The organism is Streptomyces radiopugnans, assembly GCF_900110735.1.
Lineage (GTDB): Bacteria > Actinomycetota > Actinomycetes > Streptomycetales > Streptomycetaceae > Streptomyces > Streptomyces radiopugnans.
In genome coordinates this window covers 549,079-567,326 of record NZ_FOET01000003.1, presented here as the reverse complement: position 1 = coordinate 567,326, position 18,248 = coordinate 549,079, and the positions used below count along the sequence as shown (strand labels likewise).

At 75.0% G+C, this 18,248-nt stretch carries 18 protein-coding genes; 3 read left to right on the top strand and 15 right to left on the bottom strand.

What is annotated here, in order from left to right; genetic code table 11:
• Positions 1-32: 32 nt before the first annotated feature.
• Positions 33-1,283 carry a threonine aldolase family protein gene (locus BMY40_RS10050; RefSeq protein ID WP_093657682.1) on the top strand — a complete coding sequence of 417 codons (1,251 nt, stop codon included), beginning with the start codon at positions 33-35 and terminating at the stop codon, positions 1,281-1,283.
• A gap of 69 nt (positions 1,284-1,352) precedes the next feature.
• On the opposite strand, the gene BMY40_RS10045 is transcribed toward BMY40_RS10050, so the two are convergent.
• The 4 genes from BMY40_RS10045 to BMY40_RS10030 all read right to left on the bottom strand — a co-directional run bounded on the left by BMY40_RS10045 (position 1,353) and on the right by BMY40_RS10030 (position 5,574).
• Positions 1,353-2,039: a response regulator gene (locus BMY40_RS10045; protein WP_093657680.1), complete on the bottom strand. Its 687-nt coding sequence runs from the start codon at positions 2,037-2,039 to the stop codon at positions 1,353-1,355.
• Between the two features lie 95 nt (positions 2,040-2,134).
• The gene (locus BMY40_RS10040; RefSeq protein ID WP_094030694.1) at positions 2,135-3,361 is read right to left on the bottom strand and encodes a sensor histidine kinase; all 1,227 of its coding nucleotides are present in this window, start codon (positions 3,359-3,361) and stop codon (positions 2,135-2,137) included.
• A gap of 36 nt (positions 3,362-3,397) precedes the next feature.
• Positions 3,398-4,447: an SAM-dependent methyltransferase gene (locus tag BMY40_RS10035; protein ID WP_177213938.1), complete on the bottom strand. Its 1,050-nt coding sequence runs from the start codon at positions 4,445-4,447 to the stop codon at positions 3,398-3,400.
• A gap of 32 nt (positions 4,448-4,479) precedes the next feature.
• The gene (locus BMY40_RS10030) at positions 4,480-5,574 is read right to left on the bottom strand and encodes an NADH-quinone oxidoreductase subunit D (RefSeq protein ID WP_093657865.1); all 1,095 of its coding nucleotides are present in this window, start codon (positions 5,572-5,574) and stop codon (positions 4,480-4,482) included.
• Between the two features lie 223 nt (positions 5,575-5,797).
• Here BMY40_RS10030 and BMY40_RS10025 point away from each other — a divergent pair, with 223 nt between their 5' ends.
• Positions 5,798-6,349 (top strand): PH domain-containing protein, encoded by a 552-nt coding sequence (locus BMY40_RS10025; protein ID WP_093657676.1) that lies wholly within the window; start codon positions 5,798-5,800, stop codon positions 6,347-6,349.
• The gene (locus BMY40_RS10020) at positions 6,349-7,665 is read left to right on the top strand and encodes a PH domain-containing protein (protein ID WP_093657674.1); all 1,317 of its coding nucleotides are present in this window, start codon (positions 6,349-6,351) and stop codon (positions 7,663-7,665) included. The genes BMY40_RS10025 and BMY40_RS10020 overlap by 1 nt, the downstream gene beginning before the upstream one ends.
• Positions 7,666-7,701: 36 nt before the next feature.
• Here BMY40_RS10020 and BMY40_RS10015 read toward each other — a convergent pair whose 3' ends face one another.
• The 11 genes from BMY40_RS10015 to ftsH form a co-directional block, all read right to left on the bottom strand.
• Entirely contained in the window at positions 7,702-8,919 is a 1,218-nt protein-coding gene (locus tag BMY40_RS10015) for a hypothetical protein (RefSeq protein WP_143071754.1), read from the bottom strand.
• 120 nt (positions 8,920-9,039) lie between these two features.
• Positions 9,040-10,182: a hypothetical protein gene (locus tag BMY40_RS10010; RefSeq protein WP_093657670.1), complete on the bottom strand. Its 1,143-nt coding sequence runs from the start codon at positions 10,180-10,182 to the stop codon at positions 9,040-9,042.
• Between the two features lie 117 nt (positions 10,183-10,299).
• Positions 10,300-10,911, bottom strand: a complete 612-nt coding sequence (locus BMY40_RS10005; protein ID WP_093657668.1) for a class I SAM-dependent methyltransferase — start codon at positions 10,909-10,911, stop codon at positions 10,300-10,302.
• Between the two features lie 57 nt (positions 10,912-10,968).
• Positions 10,969-12,177: an amidase family protein gene (locus BMY40_RS10000; RefSeq protein ID WP_093657666.1), complete on the bottom strand. Its 1,209-nt coding sequence runs from the start codon at positions 12,175-12,177 to the stop codon at positions 10,969-10,971.
• Between the two features lie 57 nt (positions 12,178-12,234).
• A complete protein-coding gene (locus tag BMY40_RS09995) occupies positions 12,235-12,726 on the bottom strand; it encodes a DUF3180 domain-containing protein (protein ID WP_093657664.1) in 492 nt (163 codons plus the stop codon).
• Between the two features lie 153 nt (positions 12,727-12,879).
• Complete coding sequence (gene folK / locus BMY40_RS09990; RefSeq protein ID WP_093657662.1) at positions 12,880-13,476, bottom strand: 2-amino-4-hydroxy-6-hydroxymethyldihydropteridine diphosphokinase; 597 nt, start codon at positions 13,474-13,476, stop codon at positions 12,880-12,882.
• Positions 13,473-13,832 (bottom strand): dihydroneopterin aldolase, encoded by a 360-nt coding sequence (gene folB / locus BMY40_RS09985; RefSeq protein WP_093657660.1) that lies wholly within the window; start codon positions 13,830-13,832, stop codon positions 13,473-13,475. The genes folK and folB overlap by 4 nt, the downstream gene beginning before the upstream one ends.
• A gap of 143 nt (positions 13,833-13,975) precedes the next feature.
• Positions 13,976-14,473, bottom strand: a complete 498-nt coding sequence (locus BMY40_RS09980; RefSeq protein ID WP_093657658.1) for a nuclear transport factor 2 family protein — start codon at positions 14,471-14,473, stop codon at positions 13,976-13,978.
• Complete coding sequence (folP, locus tag BMY40_RS09975; RefSeq protein ID WP_093657656.1) at positions 14,470-15,336, bottom strand: dihydropteroate synthase; 867 nt, start codon at positions 15,334-15,336, stop codon at positions 14,470-14,472. Before folP ends, BMY40_RS09980 begins: the two co-directional genes overlap by 4 nt.
• Before the next feature lie 62 nt (positions 15,337-15,398).
• The gene (gene folE, locus BMY40_RS09970) at positions 15,399-16,004 is read right to left on the bottom strand and encodes a GTP cyclohydrolase I FolE (protein WP_093657654.1); all 606 of its coding nucleotides are present in this window, start codon (positions 16,002-16,004) and stop codon (positions 15,399-15,401) included.
• A 125-nt stretch (positions 16,005-16,129) separates the two neighbouring features.
• Complete coding sequence (gene ftsH / locus BMY40_RS09965; protein WP_093657863.1) at positions 16,130-18,172, bottom strand: ATP-dependent zinc metalloprotease FtsH; 2,043 nt, start codon at positions 18,170-18,172, stop codon at positions 16,130-16,132.
• Between the last annotated feature and the right edge of the window lie 76 nt (positions 18,173-18,248).

The window sequence follows — 18,248 nt, the reverse complement described above, 5'->3', positions numbered from 1 at the left end:
CCGGGCCTGCGCGGTGGGGGATCATCGGGCGCATGACCGCTGACGAGGAAACCGGAGAAGCAGAGCAAGCGCGCGGAGGCACCGGAGCAGGAGGCACCGGGGCAGGGGGATCCGGGGCAGGGGACGCCGAGGCCGAGCGGGCCCGCAGGCTCGCGGCGTGGACCGCGGCGCGGCGGAAGCTGTCCGACGGCCCGGTGGACGGCACGCTCGCCGGGCGGCTGGCCCGGCTGGCGGAGGAGGGCGCCGAGGTGTACGACCTGGACGGCAGCCCCGACATCTACGGCGACGGGATCGTCGCCCGCCTGGAGGAGCGCACCGCCGCCGTGCTGGGCCACGAGGCCGCCGCGTTCTTCCCCACCGGCACCATGGCCCAGCAGGTCGCCCTGCGCTGCTGGGCGGGCCGTACCGGCAACCCGGTCGTCGCCCTGCACCCGGTGGCGCACCCCGAGCGCCACGAGCGGGGCGCGCTGGGGCGGCTGAGCGGGCTGGGCACCGTGCACCCCACCACCGAGGCGCGCCCGCCCACCGCCGAGGAGGTACGGGAGCTGGAGGAGCCCTTCGGCACGCTGATGCTCGAACTCCCGCTGCGCGACGCCGGTTTCGTGCTGCCGACGTGGGACGAGCTGGTGGCGGTTGCCGAGGCCGCGCGGGAGCGGGACGCGGTGGTGCACTTCGACGGCGCGCGGCTGTGGGAGTGCACCACGCACTTCGGGCGCACGCTCCCGGAGATCGCCGCTCTGGCCGACAGCGTGTACGTGTCCTTCTACAAGTCCCTCGGCGGCCTCTCGGGCGCCGCCCTGGCCGGTCCCGCGGACTTCGTGGCGGAGGCGCGCGCCTGGCGGCACCGCTACGGCGGGCAGGTCTTCCAGCAGTGGCCCGCCGCGCTGTCCGCCCTGGTGGGGCTGGAGCGGGAACTGCCCCGGCTGCCCCGGTACACCGCCCACGCCACGATGGTCGCGGCGGCGCTGCGGGAGGGGCTGGCGGAGGCCGGGACGCCGTGGTTCCGGATCCATCCGGCCGAGCCGCACACCCACCAGTTCCAGGTGTGGCTGCCGTACGGCGCCGACGGGCTGACGGAGGCGGGGGTGCGGCAGGCCGAGGAGGACGGGACGGTGCTGTTCCGCGTCTGGGACGCGCCGGGTGCGCCCGGTCCGCCGGGGACGGCCGTGACCGAGGTGACGGTGGGCGCTCCGGGGCTGCGCTGGGGCCCGCAGGACGTACGCGACGCGCTGTACGGCTTCCTCGCCCGCGTCCCGGAGCGGGGTGCGGCCGGCGGGGTCTGAAAGCCCTCCGAGCCCGGGGTCTTCCGGGTCCGAGCCCCGGGACCCGGGACCCTCCGGGAGCGCCGGCCCTCAGGCGCCCCCGCCGCCCGCCCGCACCAGCCCCGTCTCGTAGGCCAGCACCACCGCCTGCACCCGGTCGCGCAGCTCCAGCTTGGTGAGGATGCGGCCCACGTGCGTCTTGACGGTGGCCTCCGAGAGCACCAGGCGCCGGGCGATCTCGCCGTTCGACAGTCCCTGGGCCACCAGCAGCAGCACCTCGCGCTCGCGGTCCGTCAGCCGTTCCAGCTCCTTGGGGGCGGGCCGTTCGGATGCGGCGGGCAGCAGGGAGGCGAAGCGGTCGAGGAGGCGGCGGGTGGTGGAGGGGGCGACCACCGCGTCGCCGCTGTGGACGGCGCGGATCGCGGCCAGCAGCTCGCCGGGCGGCACGTCCTTGAGGAGGAAGCCGCCGGCCCCGGCCCGCAGGGCGGAGAAGGCGTACTCGTCGAGGTCGAAGGTGGTCAGGATCAGCACCCGGGGACTGCCGGGGCCGCCCTCGCCCCCCTCGCAGATGCGGCGGGTGGCCTCGACCCCGTCGAGACGGGGCATCCGCACGTCCATCAGCACCACGTCCACGGCCGTGGCGCGGAGCTTCTCCAGCGCCTCGGCGCCGTCCCCGGCCTCGGCGACGACCTCCATGTCCGGCTGGGCGTCCAGCACCATGCGGAAGCCGGTGCGCAGGAGCGCCTGGTCGTCGACGAGCATCACACGGACGGTCATGGTCTCCCCTGGGGCTGTTTCGTCGGGCAGGACGGCGCGGCGGCGGACGGCGCCGTCGGACGGTGCGGCGGGCGGTGCGCTCCGCGCGGGGCCGTTCACCCGGTGCTCTTCAGCGGCAGCACCGCGCTGATCCGGAAGCCGCCGCCGGGCCGCGGTCCGGCGTCCAGGCTGCCGCCGACCATGCCGACGCGCTCGCGCATCCCGATCAGCCCCTGGCCGAGGCCGTCCAGCCCGCCGACCTCGTACAGCTCGCGCTGCGCGCCGCGGCCGTCGTCCTCGGCCAGCAGGGTCAGGTCGTCGGCGCCGTAGGTCAGCCGCACCGTCGCGCCGACGTCCGGGCCGCCGTGCTTGCGGGTGTTGGTCAGCGCCTCCTGCACGATGCGGTACGCGGTCAGCTCGACGCTGCTGGGCAGCGGCCGGGGGGTGCCCTCGACGCGGAAGTCCACGGTCAGGCCCGCGCCGCGCACCTGCTCGACGAGGTCGGCGAGCTGCTCGACACCGGGCTGGGGCACGTACTCGCCGCTCTCGGAGTGCTCCCCGGTGCGCAGCACGCCCAGCAGTCTGCGCATCTCCGACAGCGCCTGGCGCCCGGTGCCGGAGATGGTCTCCAGCGCCTGCCGGGCCTGCTCGGGCGCGGTGTCCATGACGTAGGCGGCGCCGTCGGCCTGGACGACCATCACCGAGACGTTGTGCGCGACCACGTCGTGCAGCTCGCGCGCTATCCGGGCGCGCTCGGCGGCGACGGCGACCTTGGCCTGCGCCTCGCGCTCCCGCTCCAGGCGGGCGGCCCGCTCCTCCAGCTGCGCGTAGTACGCGCGCCGGGTGCGCAGCGAGTCGCCCAGCACCCAGGCCAGCAGGAAGGTGGCGGTGAGGAAGACCGTGCCCAGCACCGCGGCGGCGGTGCCCTGGCCCTCGTTGGGCCAGCGCAGGGTGTGGACGGTGGGCGCGGTCAGGGCTCCGGCGAGGGCGAAGCGGGAGGCCCAGCGGACGTTGCGGGAGGCGTTGGTGAAGACGATCACCAGCAGCGCGAAGTTGGCCGGCACCGGGAACGCGCCCGTCACCACCTCCGCCAGCCCCGCCCCGGTGGCCAGCAGCAGCATCTTCTCCGGCGCCCGGCGGCGCAGGGCCACCACGGTGCACAGCGCGAGGGCGATCGGGACGGAGGCGGCCTGCTGCACGTCCCCCTGTCCCAGCGAATCGGCCGACGGCGGATGCGTCATGATCCCGACGAGCCACACGCCCGACATCACCAGCAGGACGGCGGCCCACGCCCCGTCGACCAGGGTGGGATGCCTGCGTAGGAACTCGTAGAGCCGGTGCACATAACCCAGCGTAGGCAGACCGGGCACGCGCCGGGGTCAACCGGACGGCCGATCCCCCGTCTCCCCGTGTACTCCCCAGGGTGGAGGCAGCGGGGCCCCGCGGGGCTGGAGCAGCCAGGTGAAGGCGCCCAGGCCCGCCGGGTCGGTCAGCTCGGCGGCCTCGCCCGCGCGGCCCAGGAGCCGCACGTACCCGGCCGGGTCGCTCGACGCCAGGGCGAGCGGCGGCCGTGCGCCGCTCACGCCCAGGGCGTGCAGCGCCTCGCGCTGGGAGAGCGGCAGGCCCGGGCCGGTCCGCGGGGCGCCGGCGCGCTCGGCCGCCGCCGCGCACGCGTCGAGGGCCACGTGGGCGGTCAGATCGCACCGGCCGTCGGGGACGGGCCGCACCTCGCGGCCGTCGCGGTAGCCGGTGAGGGTGCCCAGCGGGGGACGGGCGGAGCGGGTGTGGGCGTAGTCGACGGCGACGGCCAGCCCGCGTTCCAGGCAGGACACCGCCCGCGCCCAGGCCGCGTCGCGGGGGCGGCCGATCTCGGCGCGCAGCCCCGGTTCGGGCGGCAGCGGCCACCAGCGGGCCAGCCACCCGGCGTCCTCGCCGGTCACCGGCCCGCCCAGGTGCTCGGTGCCGTCGGCGTCCACCAGGACGTGGCGGGGGACGCCGTCCACGCCGGTCTCGGCGACGTCCACGGGGACGTCGTCCAGCCACTCGTTGGCGAACAGCAGCCCGCTCACGCCGCGCGGGGGGTCGGCGGACCAGGCGATGGCCGGGTCGAGCCCGTCCGGGCGCCGGGCGCGTTCGACGGCGTGGGGGCGCACCCGGGCGGCCAGCGAGCCGGGCTGCCCGGACAGCGCCGCCAGCACGCCGGTCAGCAGCTCGCCGCGGCCGGCCCCGTAGTCGACCAGCGCCAGTTCGCCGGGGTGCCCCAGCACCTCGTCCACGCGCCGCAGCAGCTCGGCCACGGCGCCCGCGAACAGCGGCGAGGCGTGCACGGAGGTGCGGAAGTGGGCGGCGGGGGCGTGGCGCACGAAGAAGCCCTCCGGGCCGTAGAGCGCCTCCTCGGCCGCCTCCCGCCAGCGCCGCGGCCCCCTCACCGGGCCCGTCGCCGCCCCCCTCGCCGGGACCGTCACTTGTCGATGTCGCCGACGACGAAGAACATCGACCCCAGGATCGCCACCATGTCGGCCACCAGCGTGCCCGGCAGCAGCTCGGACAGCACCTGGACGTTGTTGTACGAGGCGGAGCGGAGCTTGAGCCGGTACGGGGTCTTCTCGCCCTTGGAGACCAGGTAGTAGCCGTTGATGCCGAGCGGGTTCTCCGTCCAGGCGTAGGTGGCGCCCTCCGGGGCCTTGAGCACCTTGGGCAGCCGCTGGTTGACCGGGCCGGGCGGCAGGCCGGCGAGGCGGTCCAGGCAGGCGTCGGCGAGGTCGAGGGAGTTGCGGGTCTGCTCCAGCAGCACCTCGAAGCGGGCCAGGCAGTCCCCCTCCGCGCGGGTGACGACCCGCAGCACGTCCGCCAGCTCCCCGTACGCCAGGTAGGGCTCGTCGCGGCGCAGGTCGAAGTCCACGCCGGAGGCGCGGGCGATGGGGCCGCTCACCCCGTAGGCGTGGACGGCCTCGGGGGCGAGCACGCCCACGCCGCGGGTGCGGCCGCGGAAGATCTCGTTGCCGAGGACGAGCCGGTCGTAGGTGCCCAGCTTCGCGCGGACGGCGGCCACCGCCTGCCGGGTGCGGCCGAGCCAGCCCGCCGGGAGGTCCTCCTTGAGGCCGCCGACCCGGTTGAACATGTAGTGGATGCGCCCGCCGGAGACCTCCTCCATGACGCGCTGGAGGTCCTCGCGTTCGGTGAAGGCGTGGAACATGGGCGTGATGGCGCCCAGCTCCAGCGGGTAGGAGCCGATGAACATCAGGTGGTTGAGGACCCGGTTCAGCTCCGCCAGCAGGGTGCGCGCCCACACGGCCCGCTCGGGGACCTCCATGCCCAGCATCCGCTCGACGGCCATGACGACGCCGAGTTCGTTGGAGAAGGCCGACAGCCAGTCGTGGCGGTTGGCCAGGACGATGATCTGCCGGTAGTCGCGTGCCTCGAACAGCTTCTCCGCCCCGCGGTGCATGTAGCCGACCACCGGCTCGGCCGCGCTGATCCGCTCGCCGTCCAGTACGAGCCTCAGCCGCAGCACGCCGTGGGTGGAGGGGTGCTGGGGACCGATGTTGAGCACCATGTCGGTGCTCTCCGCCGCACCGCCGATGCCGACGGTGGTCACGGCGGCGGCGCTGCCGGGGCGCTCGGCGGACGCGGCGGGCTCGGCGTTGGTACCGGGATCGCTCATGCTCCTCAGTCTGGCAGCTCCGCCGGGAGGGCGGCCCCTCTCCCCTTCCCCTCCCCCCGGTCCCTCCTCCCCGCGGTGGATACGCACCGTCACCACCGCCGCCTACCCTTGTCCCATGAGTCAGCTGACAGGGGGGCCGTCCGACGGGGAGACCGACCGGACCGGGCAGGCCGGACAGACCACGCGGCCCGGGGAGCCGGAGGGCGCCGAGCGGTGGCGCGGCGTCGAGCGCGGGCTGCTGCGGATGCGCAGAACGCTGCTGACGGCCGTGTCCGTGCCGCTCGTCGCGGTGCTGGGGCCGGTCCTGTGGCTGGCCGCCGGTCCGTGGTGGGCCGTCCTCGCCGCGGCGCCGGCGGCGGCCGCGCTGTGGGGATGGAGGGCGATCGCCCGCAACTGGGCCTCCTGGCGGTACGCCGAGCGCGACGACGACCTGCTGATCGCCCGCGGGGTGATATGGCGCGAGCTGACCGTCGTGCCCTACGGCCGGATGCAGCTGGTGGAGGTCACCTCGGGGCCGCTGGAGCGGTACTTCGGGCTGGCCCGGGTGCAACTGCACACCGCCGCGGCGACGACCGACGCGCACATACCCGGACTCGCCCCCGAGGAGGCCGAGCGGCTGCGCGACCGGCTCACCGAGCTGGGCGAGGCCCGTTCGGCGGGGCTGTGATGGCACTGCTCCAGCGCCCGGAGGGCAGGCGGCTGCACCCGGTCACCCCGTGGCGGCGGGCGTGGGCGCCGCTGGCCGCGCTGTTCGCCTTCGCCGCGCAGGACCCGGAGCGGGCCCGGCAGGGCGTGGAGTCCCTGACGGCCGGCCGGCTGCTGGCGGTCCTGGCGCTGCTGCTGCCGGCGGCGGCCGCGTACGGCTTCCTGTCCTGGTGGATGACGAGCTACACCGTCACCGAGACCGAGTTGCGCATCCGCACGGGCCTGCTGTTCCGGCGCGTGGCCCACATCCGGCTGGACCGTCTCCAGGCGATCGACGTGGGGCGCCCCCTGCTGGCCCGCATCGTGGGCGTGGCCAAGCTCAAGCTGGACGTGGTCGGCACGGCCAAGAAGGACGAGCTGGCGTTCCTGGGCGAGCGGGACGCCGTCGCGCTCCGCGCCGAGCTGCTGGCGCGGGCCGCGGGGATGGCCCCCGAGGCGGCGGCGGAGGCGGGCGAGGCGCCCGCCCGGGAGCTGGTGCGGGTCGGCACGCGGATGCTGGTCGTCTCACTGCTGCTGCTCGGCAGCGTCTGGGGCACGCTGGCCGCGGCGGTGGCCGTGCCCGCGCTGGTCTGGTGGGCGAGCGGCAGTCTCTGGCCCGGCCTGGCGGTGGCGGTGCCGCTGCTCAGCGGTGTGTGGCGCAGCGGTGTGGGGCGCTTCCTCACCGAGTTCGACTGGGTCGTCGCCGAGTCGCCGGACGGGATGCGGCTGGACCACGGGCTGCTGGACCGCGCCCACGCCACCGTCCCGCCCGGCCGCGTCCAGGCCGTCCGGATCGTCGAGCCGTGGCTGTGGCGGCGGCGCGGCTGGGTGCGGGTGGAGCTGGACGTGGCCGCCGGGGGCAACGAGGGCGGCCTGCTGCTGCCGGTCGCCACCCGTGAGACGGCCCGGGGCGTACTGGCGCGGGTGCTTCCCGGCGTCGACCCGGCCGAGGCGGCGGCTTCCCTGGCGCCGGTGCCGCGCCGGGCCCGCTGGGTCGTCCCGCTGTGGTGGCGGGGATACGGCCACGGGGTGACCGAGACGGTGTTCGCCTCCCGCAAGGGGCTGCTGTGCCGCACGCTGTCGCTGGTCCCGCACGCGAAGGTGCAGAGCGTACGCCTGACCCAGGGCCCCTGGGAGCGGGCCTTCGAGCTGGCGGACGTCCACGTCGACCACGGTGCGAACGGCACGGTGGCGGCCCGGCTGCGGGCGGTGGAGGAGGCCCGTGCGCTGGTGGCCGCCCAGGCCGAGCGCTCCCGCACCGGGCGCCGCCGGGCGCGGCCGGAGCGCTGGCTCACCTAGTGCCGGCCGGACGGGGCGGCCCGGCGGGCGGCCGGGTCAGGCGGGCCGGGCGCGGCGCAGGCCCCTGACCGGGCCCGCATGCCGCGACGTACCGCCGCCTCCGTCCCCGTCCCCGTCCCCGTCCGCGGGAGGGGAGTCCCCGTCCTCGCTCTCGTCGCCGCCGGGTTCGCCCAGGTCGATGACCTTGCCCGCGACGGCGGGCGAGGCGGCGCGGGCCGTGGTTCCGGGGTGCGTGCTCTCGGGGGCGGAGCCGTCGTCCGGGCCGCCGTCACCGGGGGTGCCGCCAAGGTCGCCGCCCCGGCCCCGGTCGTCCTCCTGTTCGGAGGAGCCGGCCGCGGGGTCCTGCGTCTCCGGCGCCCTGCGCCGCTTCCGGGTGCCCTGGGTGCCGAAGAAGTCGAATCCGCCGCGCTTGGGAGCGCCGCTCCCGCGGCTCCCGGAGCCCTGCCCGTACGGCTCCCCCGTCCCCGCTCCCGCCGTACCGCCCTGCTGCGGCGTCCGGGGCCGCGGTGCCGGCTGCGGCTGCGGTGGTGCCGTACGGGGCGGCGCCGACAGGGGCGGCTCGGGCGGCCGCGGGGCGTCCGGCTCGGCGGCCGTCACGGCCGCGGCCTCCCGCGCGGCCCCGTCCCGGCCGCGCCTCTCCCGCTCCTCCCGCTCCCGCTGCCGGGCGGCGTTGACCCGCAGCCGCCTGAGCGCCTCGTCCGCCTGGAGGTAGGTGAGCGGTGTGGGCGCGCCCGACGCCCTGCGGTGGTCGGCCGCCCCGGTGGTGAGCGCCTTCGCGGGCCCGGCGGCCTCCAGGGCGAGCTGCCGCCGCCCCTCCAGTGCGCTGGCCCGCTCGGTCTCGGCGGTGGCGTACCGGCGCAGCAGCGCGGCGTGCTCGGTGCGCAGCCTCTCCAGTTCGGTGCGCTTGCGCCGGAGCGTGTCCTCCGTCTTCCGGCGTATCTCCAGGGACTCCTCCAGCTCGGTCTCCAGCTCGGCCTGGCGTTCCTCGGCCCGCCACTCGGCCGTGGCCTTGGCCGCCCTGACCTCGCCGACCCGCCGGCCGGCCTCCCTGTCCCACCGCCGCAGCAGCACGGCCCCGGTGACGGCCGCCGCGGCGGCCGCCGCGGCCAGGAGGCGCAGTACCACCACGCCGGGATCGGCCGTTTCGCCGACCAGCCACGAGGCCGCCGCGCTGACGAGTGCGACGGCCGCCACGGCGGACGGCACGAGCATCCGGTGCAGGGGCGGCGCGTGGCGGTGGCGTCCTCGTGGCATGGCCTGGAATTTACCTTGTACGCCGCCTTCCGAGGCACTGTCCGTCCCTCATTCGTTATCGGGGGAGCACCGGTCGTCACGGTCGCGTCCCCGAGCCGGCGGCCACCGGACGGCCCGGGTTCACTCCCGGCGCCGTACCGCCAGCGAGGAGACCACCACGACCACGGTGAGCACGGCGATGGTGCTGACCACGGTCAACCGCGCCGCCGGGCCCAGGGTGTTGTTGGACTCGTGGGCGAAGTCGTACCAGACCAGCACCGACTGGAAGAGGGCGATCGCCGTGAAGACGAACAGCAGCCGGTTGCGGCGCTCGTCGCGCCGGTACTGCGTCATGTTGCGGTGGAAGTCGAGGATGTCGCGCAGCGACTGGAGCTGGACCTCCAGCACCCCGCGCTCGCGCTCCATCGCCCACCGCTCCATGGCCGCGTCCACCACCACCGCGCCCGCGTTGACGGTGTAGCGGCTCTCCTCCAGCCGCACCATCTCGCGCAGGGCCAGGTCCTTGCTGAGCTTGAGGGAGGCGGTGAACTGCCGGTCCACGTCAGCCACGCGGTCCCAGCGGGTGTCGTTGAGCCGGAGCATCCGGGCCGACACCAGGCGGTTGGCCTCGTCCACCGCGATCCACTCGCTGGTGGCCGCCATCACGCCCTCCAGCACCTCGTTGATCCGGTGCCGGGGCAGGCGGACGAGGGTGGTGAAGCCGTCCCCGAAGCGCAGGTGCGCGTCGTCGTGGATCTTGCGCTCCACGCCGTAGACGCGGGTGGCGCCCGGCTCCTGGCCGCGCGGCGGGTCCATCAGGACCCGGTGCCACCACAGCAGCCGGCCGGGGTCCATCTCCGCCCCGTCCACGGGGTCGACCCGCCCGGTGGCGAGCATGCGCTCCGAGACGCCCTCCGTCCACCGCGCTATGTGCGGGTTGACCCGCTCCACCAGTTCGCGTTCGCGGCGGTGCATCTCCCCCTTGTCCGGCACCTCCACGGTCTGCATGACGTAGCAGTAGCCGCTGGGTTCGAAGCGGCACCACAGCAGCCCGGCGCCCTCCACCTCGACCGTGCCGACGGTCCTCTTGCCGCTGAGCCGGGAGCCGCCGGTGGACATGTGGTAGTCGAACAGCAGCGGGGAGTCCGGCCCCTCGGCCTGGGGCGAGAAGCCCGGCACGGCCTCGGCGACCGCCTCCCTCAGCGCCCTGCCGACCTCGCCCCCGAAGGTGTTGGCGCACAACCGGAACCGCATGAGGAACGGCGCGATGAGTACCACCTGCACGACGACCAGGCCCCCTGTGTCCCCCGCTCACGTCCGGACCGTGCGTACGGCGCCCGGCGCGCGGCGCGCGGACAGCCTGTGCGGCGCGTACGGCGTGCCCCGCGCGTACGGCCGGGCTCACCCGGGCGCGGTGAACAGCGTCCACTCCCCGTGTCCGGCGCGGCCGCCCTCGGACGTCCATCCCTCGCCCAGCAGCCGGTGCATCCGCTCCGGCGGTACGTACAGCGGTGTCCCCGCGCGGAAGGACGTGCACCACAGCAACTGGCCGCCGGGCCTGACCACCCGCACGATCTCGGAGGGGTTGAAGACCCCGTTGAGCGACACTACCAAGGGAACACGCCCCGTTCCCAGGGGTAGTGACCGCACGTCGGCCGCCACCCAGCGCACCCCGGGCACGTCCACGCGGCGGCGCAGCATCTCCAGGCTCAGATCGCAGGCGACCACCGACGGCACGGCGCCGGCGACCGCCTCCGTGGCCTCACCGGTGCCGCAGCAGATCTCCACGGCCCACTCGGCGGGGCGGACACGGCGCAGCCCCTCACGGACGGGGAGGTCGTACCCGCGCTGCTCGTCGGTCCATTCCCGCCACTCCTCGGCCATCCGGTCGTAGGAGGCGCGCAGGCCCTGCCAGGCGGCCCGGTCTCCCGGGTTCTCCAGCAGCCGCTCCTGGAAGCGGCGGCTGGGGTGGGCCTCGGCCTTCAGGTCCGGTGGTTCCAGGATGTCCTCCACGTAGGGACCATAACCGGGGGCGCGCGCCGTTGGACAGGTGGCGCCCCCGGCGCCGGTTCACGCCCTCGGGGGCGGGAGTGCCCGCAGGCCCGCGCCCTCGGCCGCCCGTACCACCGAGGCGAGCAGCGCCTCCCCTCCCCTGGCGGCCGCGATCTGGAGCCCGGCCGGGCAGCCGTCGCCGGTGAAACCCGCCGGGACGCTGACCGCCGGATGGCCGCTGAGGTTGAAGGCCCAGGTCAGTGCCGTGCTGTACCGGTCGCCCGGACCGTCGTGGCCGTGGGGCCGGTTGGGGGTGGCCGGGGTCAGCAGCAGCCGGGCGCCGGAGAGGAGCGCGTCGAGGCGCGCGCCGTTCTCCGCCCGCGCCCGCTCCGCCGCCGCCCGGTCCCCGTCCGGGGCGCGCAGGGCGAGCCACGCCGGGCCGGGGTCCGGCAGTACGGCCTCCGCCGCCGGGGGCTCCAGGCGTACGGCGCCCGCCGCGGCCAGCCGTTCCGCCGCCGCCCTCGCCACCCGGACGACCTCCGGGTCGCTCTCGGCGAACCCCAGGTCCGGCGACCACACCGCCGCCACCGGCCCGCCGGCCCTCCCCCCGGCGCTGCCGCCCACGTCCCGGGCGCGTACACCGGGCACGCACTCCAGCCACGCCTCCAGGTCCGCGGCGCACCGGACGAGGACACCGGGCGCGGCCAGGCCGGAGCGGTCCGCCGCGGGCAGCAGCCCGTTGGTCGTCTTCAGCCCGAGCACCCCGCACCACGCCGCCGGGATGCGCACCGAGCCGGCGCCGTCGGCTCCGGTGGCCATCGGCACCATCCCGGCCGCGACCGCCACCGCCGAACCGGCGGACGACCCCCCGGGCGACCGGTCCCGGCGCCAGGGGTTGGCGGTGCGGCCGCCGGCGCCCAGGCCCCAGGTCCGCCACGGCGTACCGGGCCCGGGCACGGAGGTCGCCCCGACCGGTACGCATCCGGCCGCCAGCAGCCGCCGGACCGGCTCGGCCGGTGTCCCGTCCGGGCCTCCCGCCCCCGCCTTCACCCCGATCGGCACTCCCGCCAGCGGCAGCCGCCCGCCCGCCGCGACCCTGCGGTCCACCTCGGCCGCCCGTGCCCGCGCCCCGTCCGCCCACACCTCCCGGAAGGCGCACAGCGCCGGTTCCAGGCGGGCGATCCGCCCCAGGGCCGCCTCCACCACCTCGGCGGCGGACGTCTCGCGCCGCGCCACCGCACCGGCGATCGCCACCGCCGGCAGTTCCGCGTACACGTCCTCGTCCATCGCCGGTCCGCCCCCCAGCCGGGTCCCAGGTCCGGGCCCCCGGGTCCCCCGGAGCCCTCAGGCCGCCGCGGCGGCCGGGGGCGGGGGCTCCTCGTCGTCCTCCGGGAGCCTGCACACCCGCTGCAGGAAGACGGCGGCCGCCACCACCGCCGCGCCCGCCAGCACCGACAGGCCCGCGTAGACCGCCTGGTCCCGGCGGGCGGGCACGTCCATGGCACCGAGGAGCAGGTAGAGGCCCGCACCGCCGTACGCGCCCGCGGCCAGGGCGGCCACCAGCGCGCTGGCCTGCCCCAGGACGACGGCGCGGGCGGCCATCATCGGCTCCACGCCCTTGGCGCCGGGCCGCCGCTCGCGCTGGGCGCGCAGCCGGGCGCGGATCGACAGCGCGGTGGCGGTCAGGACCGTGGCGATCACCGCCAGCACGATCGGGGCCGCGACGGGCACGGCGGGCAGGGTGCCCAGCGCGTCCCACATCCGGGCCCCTGCCCAGGACAGCACCAGCGCGAGCGCGAAGATGCCGGCCAGCGTCCTGATACGTAGCTCCCTCACGGGACTCCCCACGTCACTCGGCGCCCCCTGGGGGCGGCACCGCCCAAACAGCATCGTCGAAACCGCGTCGAGGCCGCCGGAGAACCTTGCCCGTACGGCGCCGTCCACAATCCCGGAGCCCGGACCCGCCGGGCCCGGCCGCGCCGCGGCCGGTCACTCCGGCAGGCTCAGTTCCAGGTCCCCCCGGCGCACCACGCCCTCCCGGCCCACGGCGCCGAGGAGGTCCGCAACCGGGCCGTGCCCGGGGACCTCGGCCCCGGGGTCCACATCGTGCCACGGCGCCAGGACGAAGGCGCGCTCGTGGCACCGGGGGTGGGGCAGGGTCAGTTCCGGGTCATCGGAGACGACGTCCTGGTACGCCACGATGTCCACGTCGATCGTCCGCGGGCCCCAGTGCTCGTCGCGGACCCGCGCGTAGGCCTCCTCGATGGCGTGGGCCCGCTCCAGCAGCGAACCGGGCGGCAGGGTGGTCCTGAGCAGGACGACGGCGTTGAGGTAGGAGGGCTGGCTGCCCGGCTCCACGCCCCACGGCTCGGTCTCGTACACCGGTGAGACGGCCTTGACCCGCACCCCCGGGGTCTCCTCCAGCGCGTCGATCGCCCCCTGGAGCGTCTCCATGCGGTTGCCCAGGTTGCTCCCGAGCGCCACGACGGCGCGCTTGGGGTTGTGCAGGGTCACATCGGCCGCGTCCACCTGGTGCACCACCGAGGCGGGCACCGGCTGTACGGTCGGGTCGCTGTTCGGCGTCATACGCGGCTCCGCTTGATGGTGATGGTCACGTCGTCGAACGGGACGGTGACGGGGGCCTCGGGCTTGTGGACGGTGACCTCCACCTCGCGCACCGCGTCGTGCGTCAGGCACTGGTCGGCGATCCGCTGGGCGAGGGTCTCGATCAGGTCGACAGGCTCGCCCCCGACGATCGCGGCGACCTCCTCGGCGACGATGCCGTAGTGCACCGTCTTGGCGAGGTCGTCCCCGGCGGCCGCGGGGCGGGTGTCCAGGCCCATCGCCAGGTCCACCACGAAGGTCTGTCCCTGCTCCCGTTCCCGCTCGAACACCCCGTGATGCCCGCGGATCCTCAGTCCGCGCAACGCGACACGGTCCACGCGCTCTCACTCCCGTCGGTCGTACGGATGCGGCGGCGGGCCGGTGGCCTCCGCGCCCCGCGCCCTCGTGTCCGGTGGGACCGGCACCGGCCGGAGCCGGTGCCGGTCCCACCGGACACGAGGCCACTCTCTCAGACCGGCGGTCAGAGCAGGGTCCCGCCCTCGCCGCCGACACCGTCGATGCCCTCGTCCCCGCCGGCCTCGTCGTCCTCTTCCTCCTCCACGAGGACCGGGGAGCCGTGGTGGGCCCACACCCGCCAGCGGCCGTCCTCCGTCCTGCGGAAGACGTTGGTGGCGACCACCAGGCCGCCGACCAGGGGGCCGGCCGAGCCGTCCTCCTCGGCGGGACCGCCGCTGAGGATGTTCTCGGTGCAGGTCACCAGGGCGGTGTCCCCCGCCACGGAGACCTCGACGTCGGTCAGGAAGAACTGGATGTACTCGGTGTTGGCCATGATCAGCGCGTACGAGCGCAGCACCTCGTCGCGTCCGGTGAGCACCGGCCAGCCCGGGTGCACGACGCTGATCTCACCGCCGAGCCAGCTGTCGGCCAGGGCGTCCAGGTCGCCGCGCTCCACCGCGTCGTACAGCGCGGCGTTGGCCGCCTCCACGGCCTCGACGTCCGTACGGGCCTCTCCGCTCACCTGGCTCCCTCCAGGGCCCGGGCCACCCGGACCGCGTCCGCGCTCGCCCGCACCTCGTGCACCCGTACCGCCCAGGCGCCCTCGCGCGCCACGAGCGCCGAGACCGCGGCGGTGGCCGCGTCCCGTTCCCGGGCGGGCGGCGCCTCACCGCCGTCGCCCGCCAGCACCCGGCCCAGGAAGCGCTTCCGGGAGGCCGCGACCAGCACCGGCCGCCCCAGCTCCCGGCGCAGCCGGGCGGTGGCGTCCACCAGGGCCAGATCGTGGGCGGCCTGCTTGGCGAAGCCCAGCCCGGGATCGACCACGATCCGCTCCGGGGCGATCCCGCCGGCCACCGCCTGGTCCAGGGCGGCGCGCAGCTCGCCGATCACCTCGGCGACGGTGTCGGTGTAGACGGCCCGGTCGTTCATGTCGATGCTCTGGCCGCGCCAGTGCATCACCACGTACGGCACCCCGGCGGCGGCGACCACCGGGACCATGCGCGGATCCGCGCGCCCGCCGCTGACGTCGTTGACCATCCGGGCGCCGGCCTCCACCGCCCGCTCGGCGACGGACGCCCGCATGGTGTCCACACTGATCACCGCGCCCTCGCGGGCCAGTTCGCGGACCACCGGGATCACCCGGCGCAGCTCCTCGGCCTCGTCCACGCGGGTCGCGCCGGGCCGGGTGGACTCGCCGCCCACGTCGACCAGGTCGGCGCCCTCGGTGATCAGAGCCAGGCCGCGCTTGACCGCGGCCCCGGCGTCGAACCAGCGGCCTCCGTCGGAGAAGGAGTCCGGCGTGACGTTGACCACGCCCATGACCGCGCACCGGTCCCATGCCGGCAGTCCGGCCACTTCCCCGCGGGGGACGCGCAAGGTACTCATGCAGTCCAGCGTAGGCGTTCCACGGGCCCCTACCCGCCGACGCCCCGTCGGGTGGCGCGCGGTCAGCGGGCCATGATCAGGCTCATCGCCTCGGCACGCGTGGTGGAGTCGCGGAGCTGGCCGCGGACCGCGGAGGTGATGGTCTTGGCCCCGGGCTTGCGGACGCCGCGGACCGTCATGCACATGTGCTCGCACTCGATCACGACGATCACGCCGCGCGCCTCCAGGATCTCCATCAGCGAGTCCGCGATCTGCGTCGTCAGGCGCTCCTGGACCTGGGGGCGGCGGGCGAAGACCTCCACCAGCCGGGCGAGCTTCGACAGGCCGGTGATCTTGCCGGAGTCGGCCGGGATGTAGCCGACGTGCGCCACTCCGTGGAAGGGCAGCAGGTGGTGCTCGCAGGAGGACAGCAGCTCGATGTCCTTCACCAGGACCATCTCGTCGTGGCCGAGGTCGAAGGTGGTGGTCAGGACGTCCTCCGGCCGCTGCCGCAGGCCCGCGAATATCTCCCGGTAGGCCCGGGCCACCCGGGCCGGGGTCTCGCGCAGGCCTTCGCGGTCGGGGTCCTCGCCGACCGCGATGAGCAGCTCCCGTATGGCGTTCTCGGCGCGCTTCTCGTCGAACTCTCCGACGGAGCCGTCGCCCTCCAGCGTCACCGGGTCGATCATGTGGTCCTCTTTCTCGATTGCGGGTGGCGAAAAGCCGCGCCCCTCCGGTGGTCAACCGGAGGGGCGCGGCGGGCATTCCTCGGGGCCTCACCGCCGGCCCGGGGGCCGGCGCCGGGGAGCCGCGGTCAGCTCTCCGGCCGGGGCTCGTCGGACGGCAGACGGGTCTCCTTGGAGAGCGCCGTGTCCGTCGGGCCGATCTCCTTGCCCTTCTCCTGGCCCGGCTGCGAGCCGTTGGTCAGGGCCAGCTCCTTGGGGGTGGAGACCGGCGGGCGGGTGGAGGGCATCCGGCGCGCGGAGCCCGTCCAGGCCGGGCGCGGCGGGCGCTTGACGACCGGGCGGAAGATCTCGGCGATCTCCTCCTTGCCGAGGGTCTCCTTCTCCAGGAGGGCCAGCACCAGGTTGTCCAGGACGTCCCGGTTCTCGACGAGGATCTCCCACGCCTCGTTGTGGGCGGTCTCGATCAGCTTCTTGACCTCCTCGTCCACCAGCCCGGCGACCTCCTCGGAGTAGTCGCGCTGGTGGCCCATCTCCTTGCCCAGGAAGGGCTCGGAGTTGTCGGAGCCGAACTTGATCGCGCCCAGCCGCTCGGTCATGCCGTACTGCGTGACCATGGCGCGGGCCGTGGCGGTCGCCTTCTCGATGTCGTTGGCGGCGCCGGTGGTCGGGTCGTGGAAGACCAGTTCCTCGGCCGCGCGCCCGCCCAGCATGTACGCGAGCTGGTCGAGCATCTCGTTGCGCGTCGTGGAGTACTTGTCCTCGTCGGGCAGGACCATCGTGTAGCCCAGCGCCCGGCCGCGGGAGAGGATGGTGATCTTGTGGACGGGGTCGGAGTTCGGCGAGGCCGCCGCGACCAGGGCGTGGCCGCCCTCGTGGTACGCGGTGATCTTCTTCTCCTTGTCGCTCATGATCCGGGTCCGCTTCTGCGGTCCGGCCACGACGCGGTCGATCGCCTCGTCCAGGAAGTGGTTGTCGATCAGCTTCTTGTCGCTGCGCGCGGTGAGCAGCGCCGCCTCGTTGAGCACGTTGGACAGGTCCGCGCCGGTGAAGCCGGGGGTGCGGCGGGCGACCGCGGACAGGTCCACGTCGGGCTCCATCGGCTTGCCCTTGGCGTGCACCTTGAGGATCTCCAGACGGCCCTGCATGTCGGGTCGGTCCACGGCGATCTGCCGGTCGAAGCGGCCCGGGCGCAGCAGCGCCGGGTCGAGGATGTCCGGGCGGTTGGTGGCGGCGATCAGGATGACGCCGCCCTTGACGTCGAAGCCGTCCATCTCGACCAGGAGCTGGTTCAGCGTCTGCTCGCGCTCGTCGTGGCCGCCGCCCATGCCGGCGCCGCGGTGGCGGCCGACGGCGTCGATCTCGTCGACGAAGACGATCGCCGGGGCGTTCGCCTTGGCCTGCTCGAACAGGTCGCGCACGCGCGAGGCGCCGACGCCGACGAACATCTCGACGAAGTCGGAGCCGGAGATCGAGTAGAACGGGACGCCCGCCTCGCCCGCGACGGCGCGCGCGAGCAGCGTCTTGCCGGTGCCGGGCGGGCCGTAGAGCAGCACGCCCTTGGGGATCTTGGCGCCGACGGCCTGGAACTTGGCGGGCTCCTGGAGGAACTCCTTGATCTCGTGGAGCTCCTCGACCGCCTCGTCCGAGCCGGCGACGTCCGCGAAGGTCGTCTTGGGGGTGTCCTTGGTGATCAGCTTCGCCTTGGACTTCCCGAAGTTCATCACCCGGGAGCCGCCGCCCTGCATCTGGTTCATCAGGAACAGGAAGACGATCACGATCAGTACGAACGGCAGCAGCGAGAGCAGCATCCCGAGGAACGGGTTCTGCTTCTGCGGCGAGACGGTGTAACCGTCCTTGATCTGCCCGTCCTGGTACTTGGACTGCAACTGCTTGGCCAGGTCGACGCCCTGGTCGCCGATGTAGCTGGCCTTGATCTTGTCGCTGCCCTCGATCTTCGTGCCCTCGGCGAGCTCGACCTTGACGGTCTGCTCGTCGCCGGTCGTCAGCTCGGCGGACCTGACCTTGTTCTCGTTGATCGCCTGCACGACCTGGCCGGTGTCCACCGTCTTGTAGCCGCCGGACGAGCCGACGACGTTCATCAACACGACCACGGCGAGGGCGGCCAGCACGATCCACATGACGGGACCACGGAAGTAGCGCTTCACGTCCATCCACACGGGGCGGCGCGCGCCCCGTCCCTCCTGCCACAGTGAGGCACCGCGACCCCGGGTGAGATCGCCTGTGCGT

Excerpts from the sequence above, each read along its gene's own strand:
- BMY40_RS10050 (WP_093657682.1), top strand. The coding sequence starts at position 33 with ATGACCGCTGACGAGGAAACCGGAGAAGCAGAGCAAGCGCGCGGAGGC.
- BMY40_RS10045 (WP_093657680.1), bottom strand. The coding sequence starts at position 2,039 with ATGACCGTCCGTGTGATGCTCGTCGACGACCAGGCGCTCCTGCGCACC.
- BMY40_RS10030 (WP_093657865.1), bottom strand. The coding sequence starts at position 5,574 with ATGGTGCTCAACATCGGTCCCCAGCACCCCTCCACCCACGGCGTGCTG.
- BMY40_RS10025 (WP_093657676.1), top strand. The coding sequence starts at position 5,798 with ATGAGTCAGCTGACAGGGGGGCCGTCCGACGGGGAGACCGACCGGACC.
- BMY40_RS10020 (WP_093657674.1), top strand. The coding sequence starts at position 6,349 with ATGGCACTGCTCCAGCGCCCGGAGGGCAGGCGGCTGCACCCGGTCACC.
- BMY40_RS10015 (WP_143071754.1), bottom strand. The coding sequence starts at position 8,919 with ATGCCACGAGGACGCCACCGCCACGCGCCGCCCCTGCACCGGATGCTC.
- BMY40_RS10000 (WP_093657666.1), bottom strand. The coding sequence starts at position 12,177 with ATGGACGAGGACGTGTACGCGGAACTGCCGGCGGTGGCGATCGCCGGT.
- folK (WP_093657662.1), bottom strand. The coding sequence starts at position 13,476 with ATGACGCCGAACAGCGACCCGACCGTACAGCCGGTGCCCGCCTCGGTG.
- folP (WP_093657656.1), bottom strand. The coding sequence starts at position 15,336 with ATGAGTACCTTGCGCGTCCCCCGCGGGGAAGTGGCCGGACTGCCGGCA.
- folE (WP_093657654.1), bottom strand. The coding sequence starts at position 16,004 with ATGATCGACCCGGTGACGCTGGAGGGCGACGGCTCCGTCGGAGAGTTC.
- ftsH (WP_093657863.1), bottom strand. The coding sequence starts at position 18,172 with ATGGACGTGAAGCGCTACTTCCGTGGTCCCGTCATGTGGATCGTGCTG.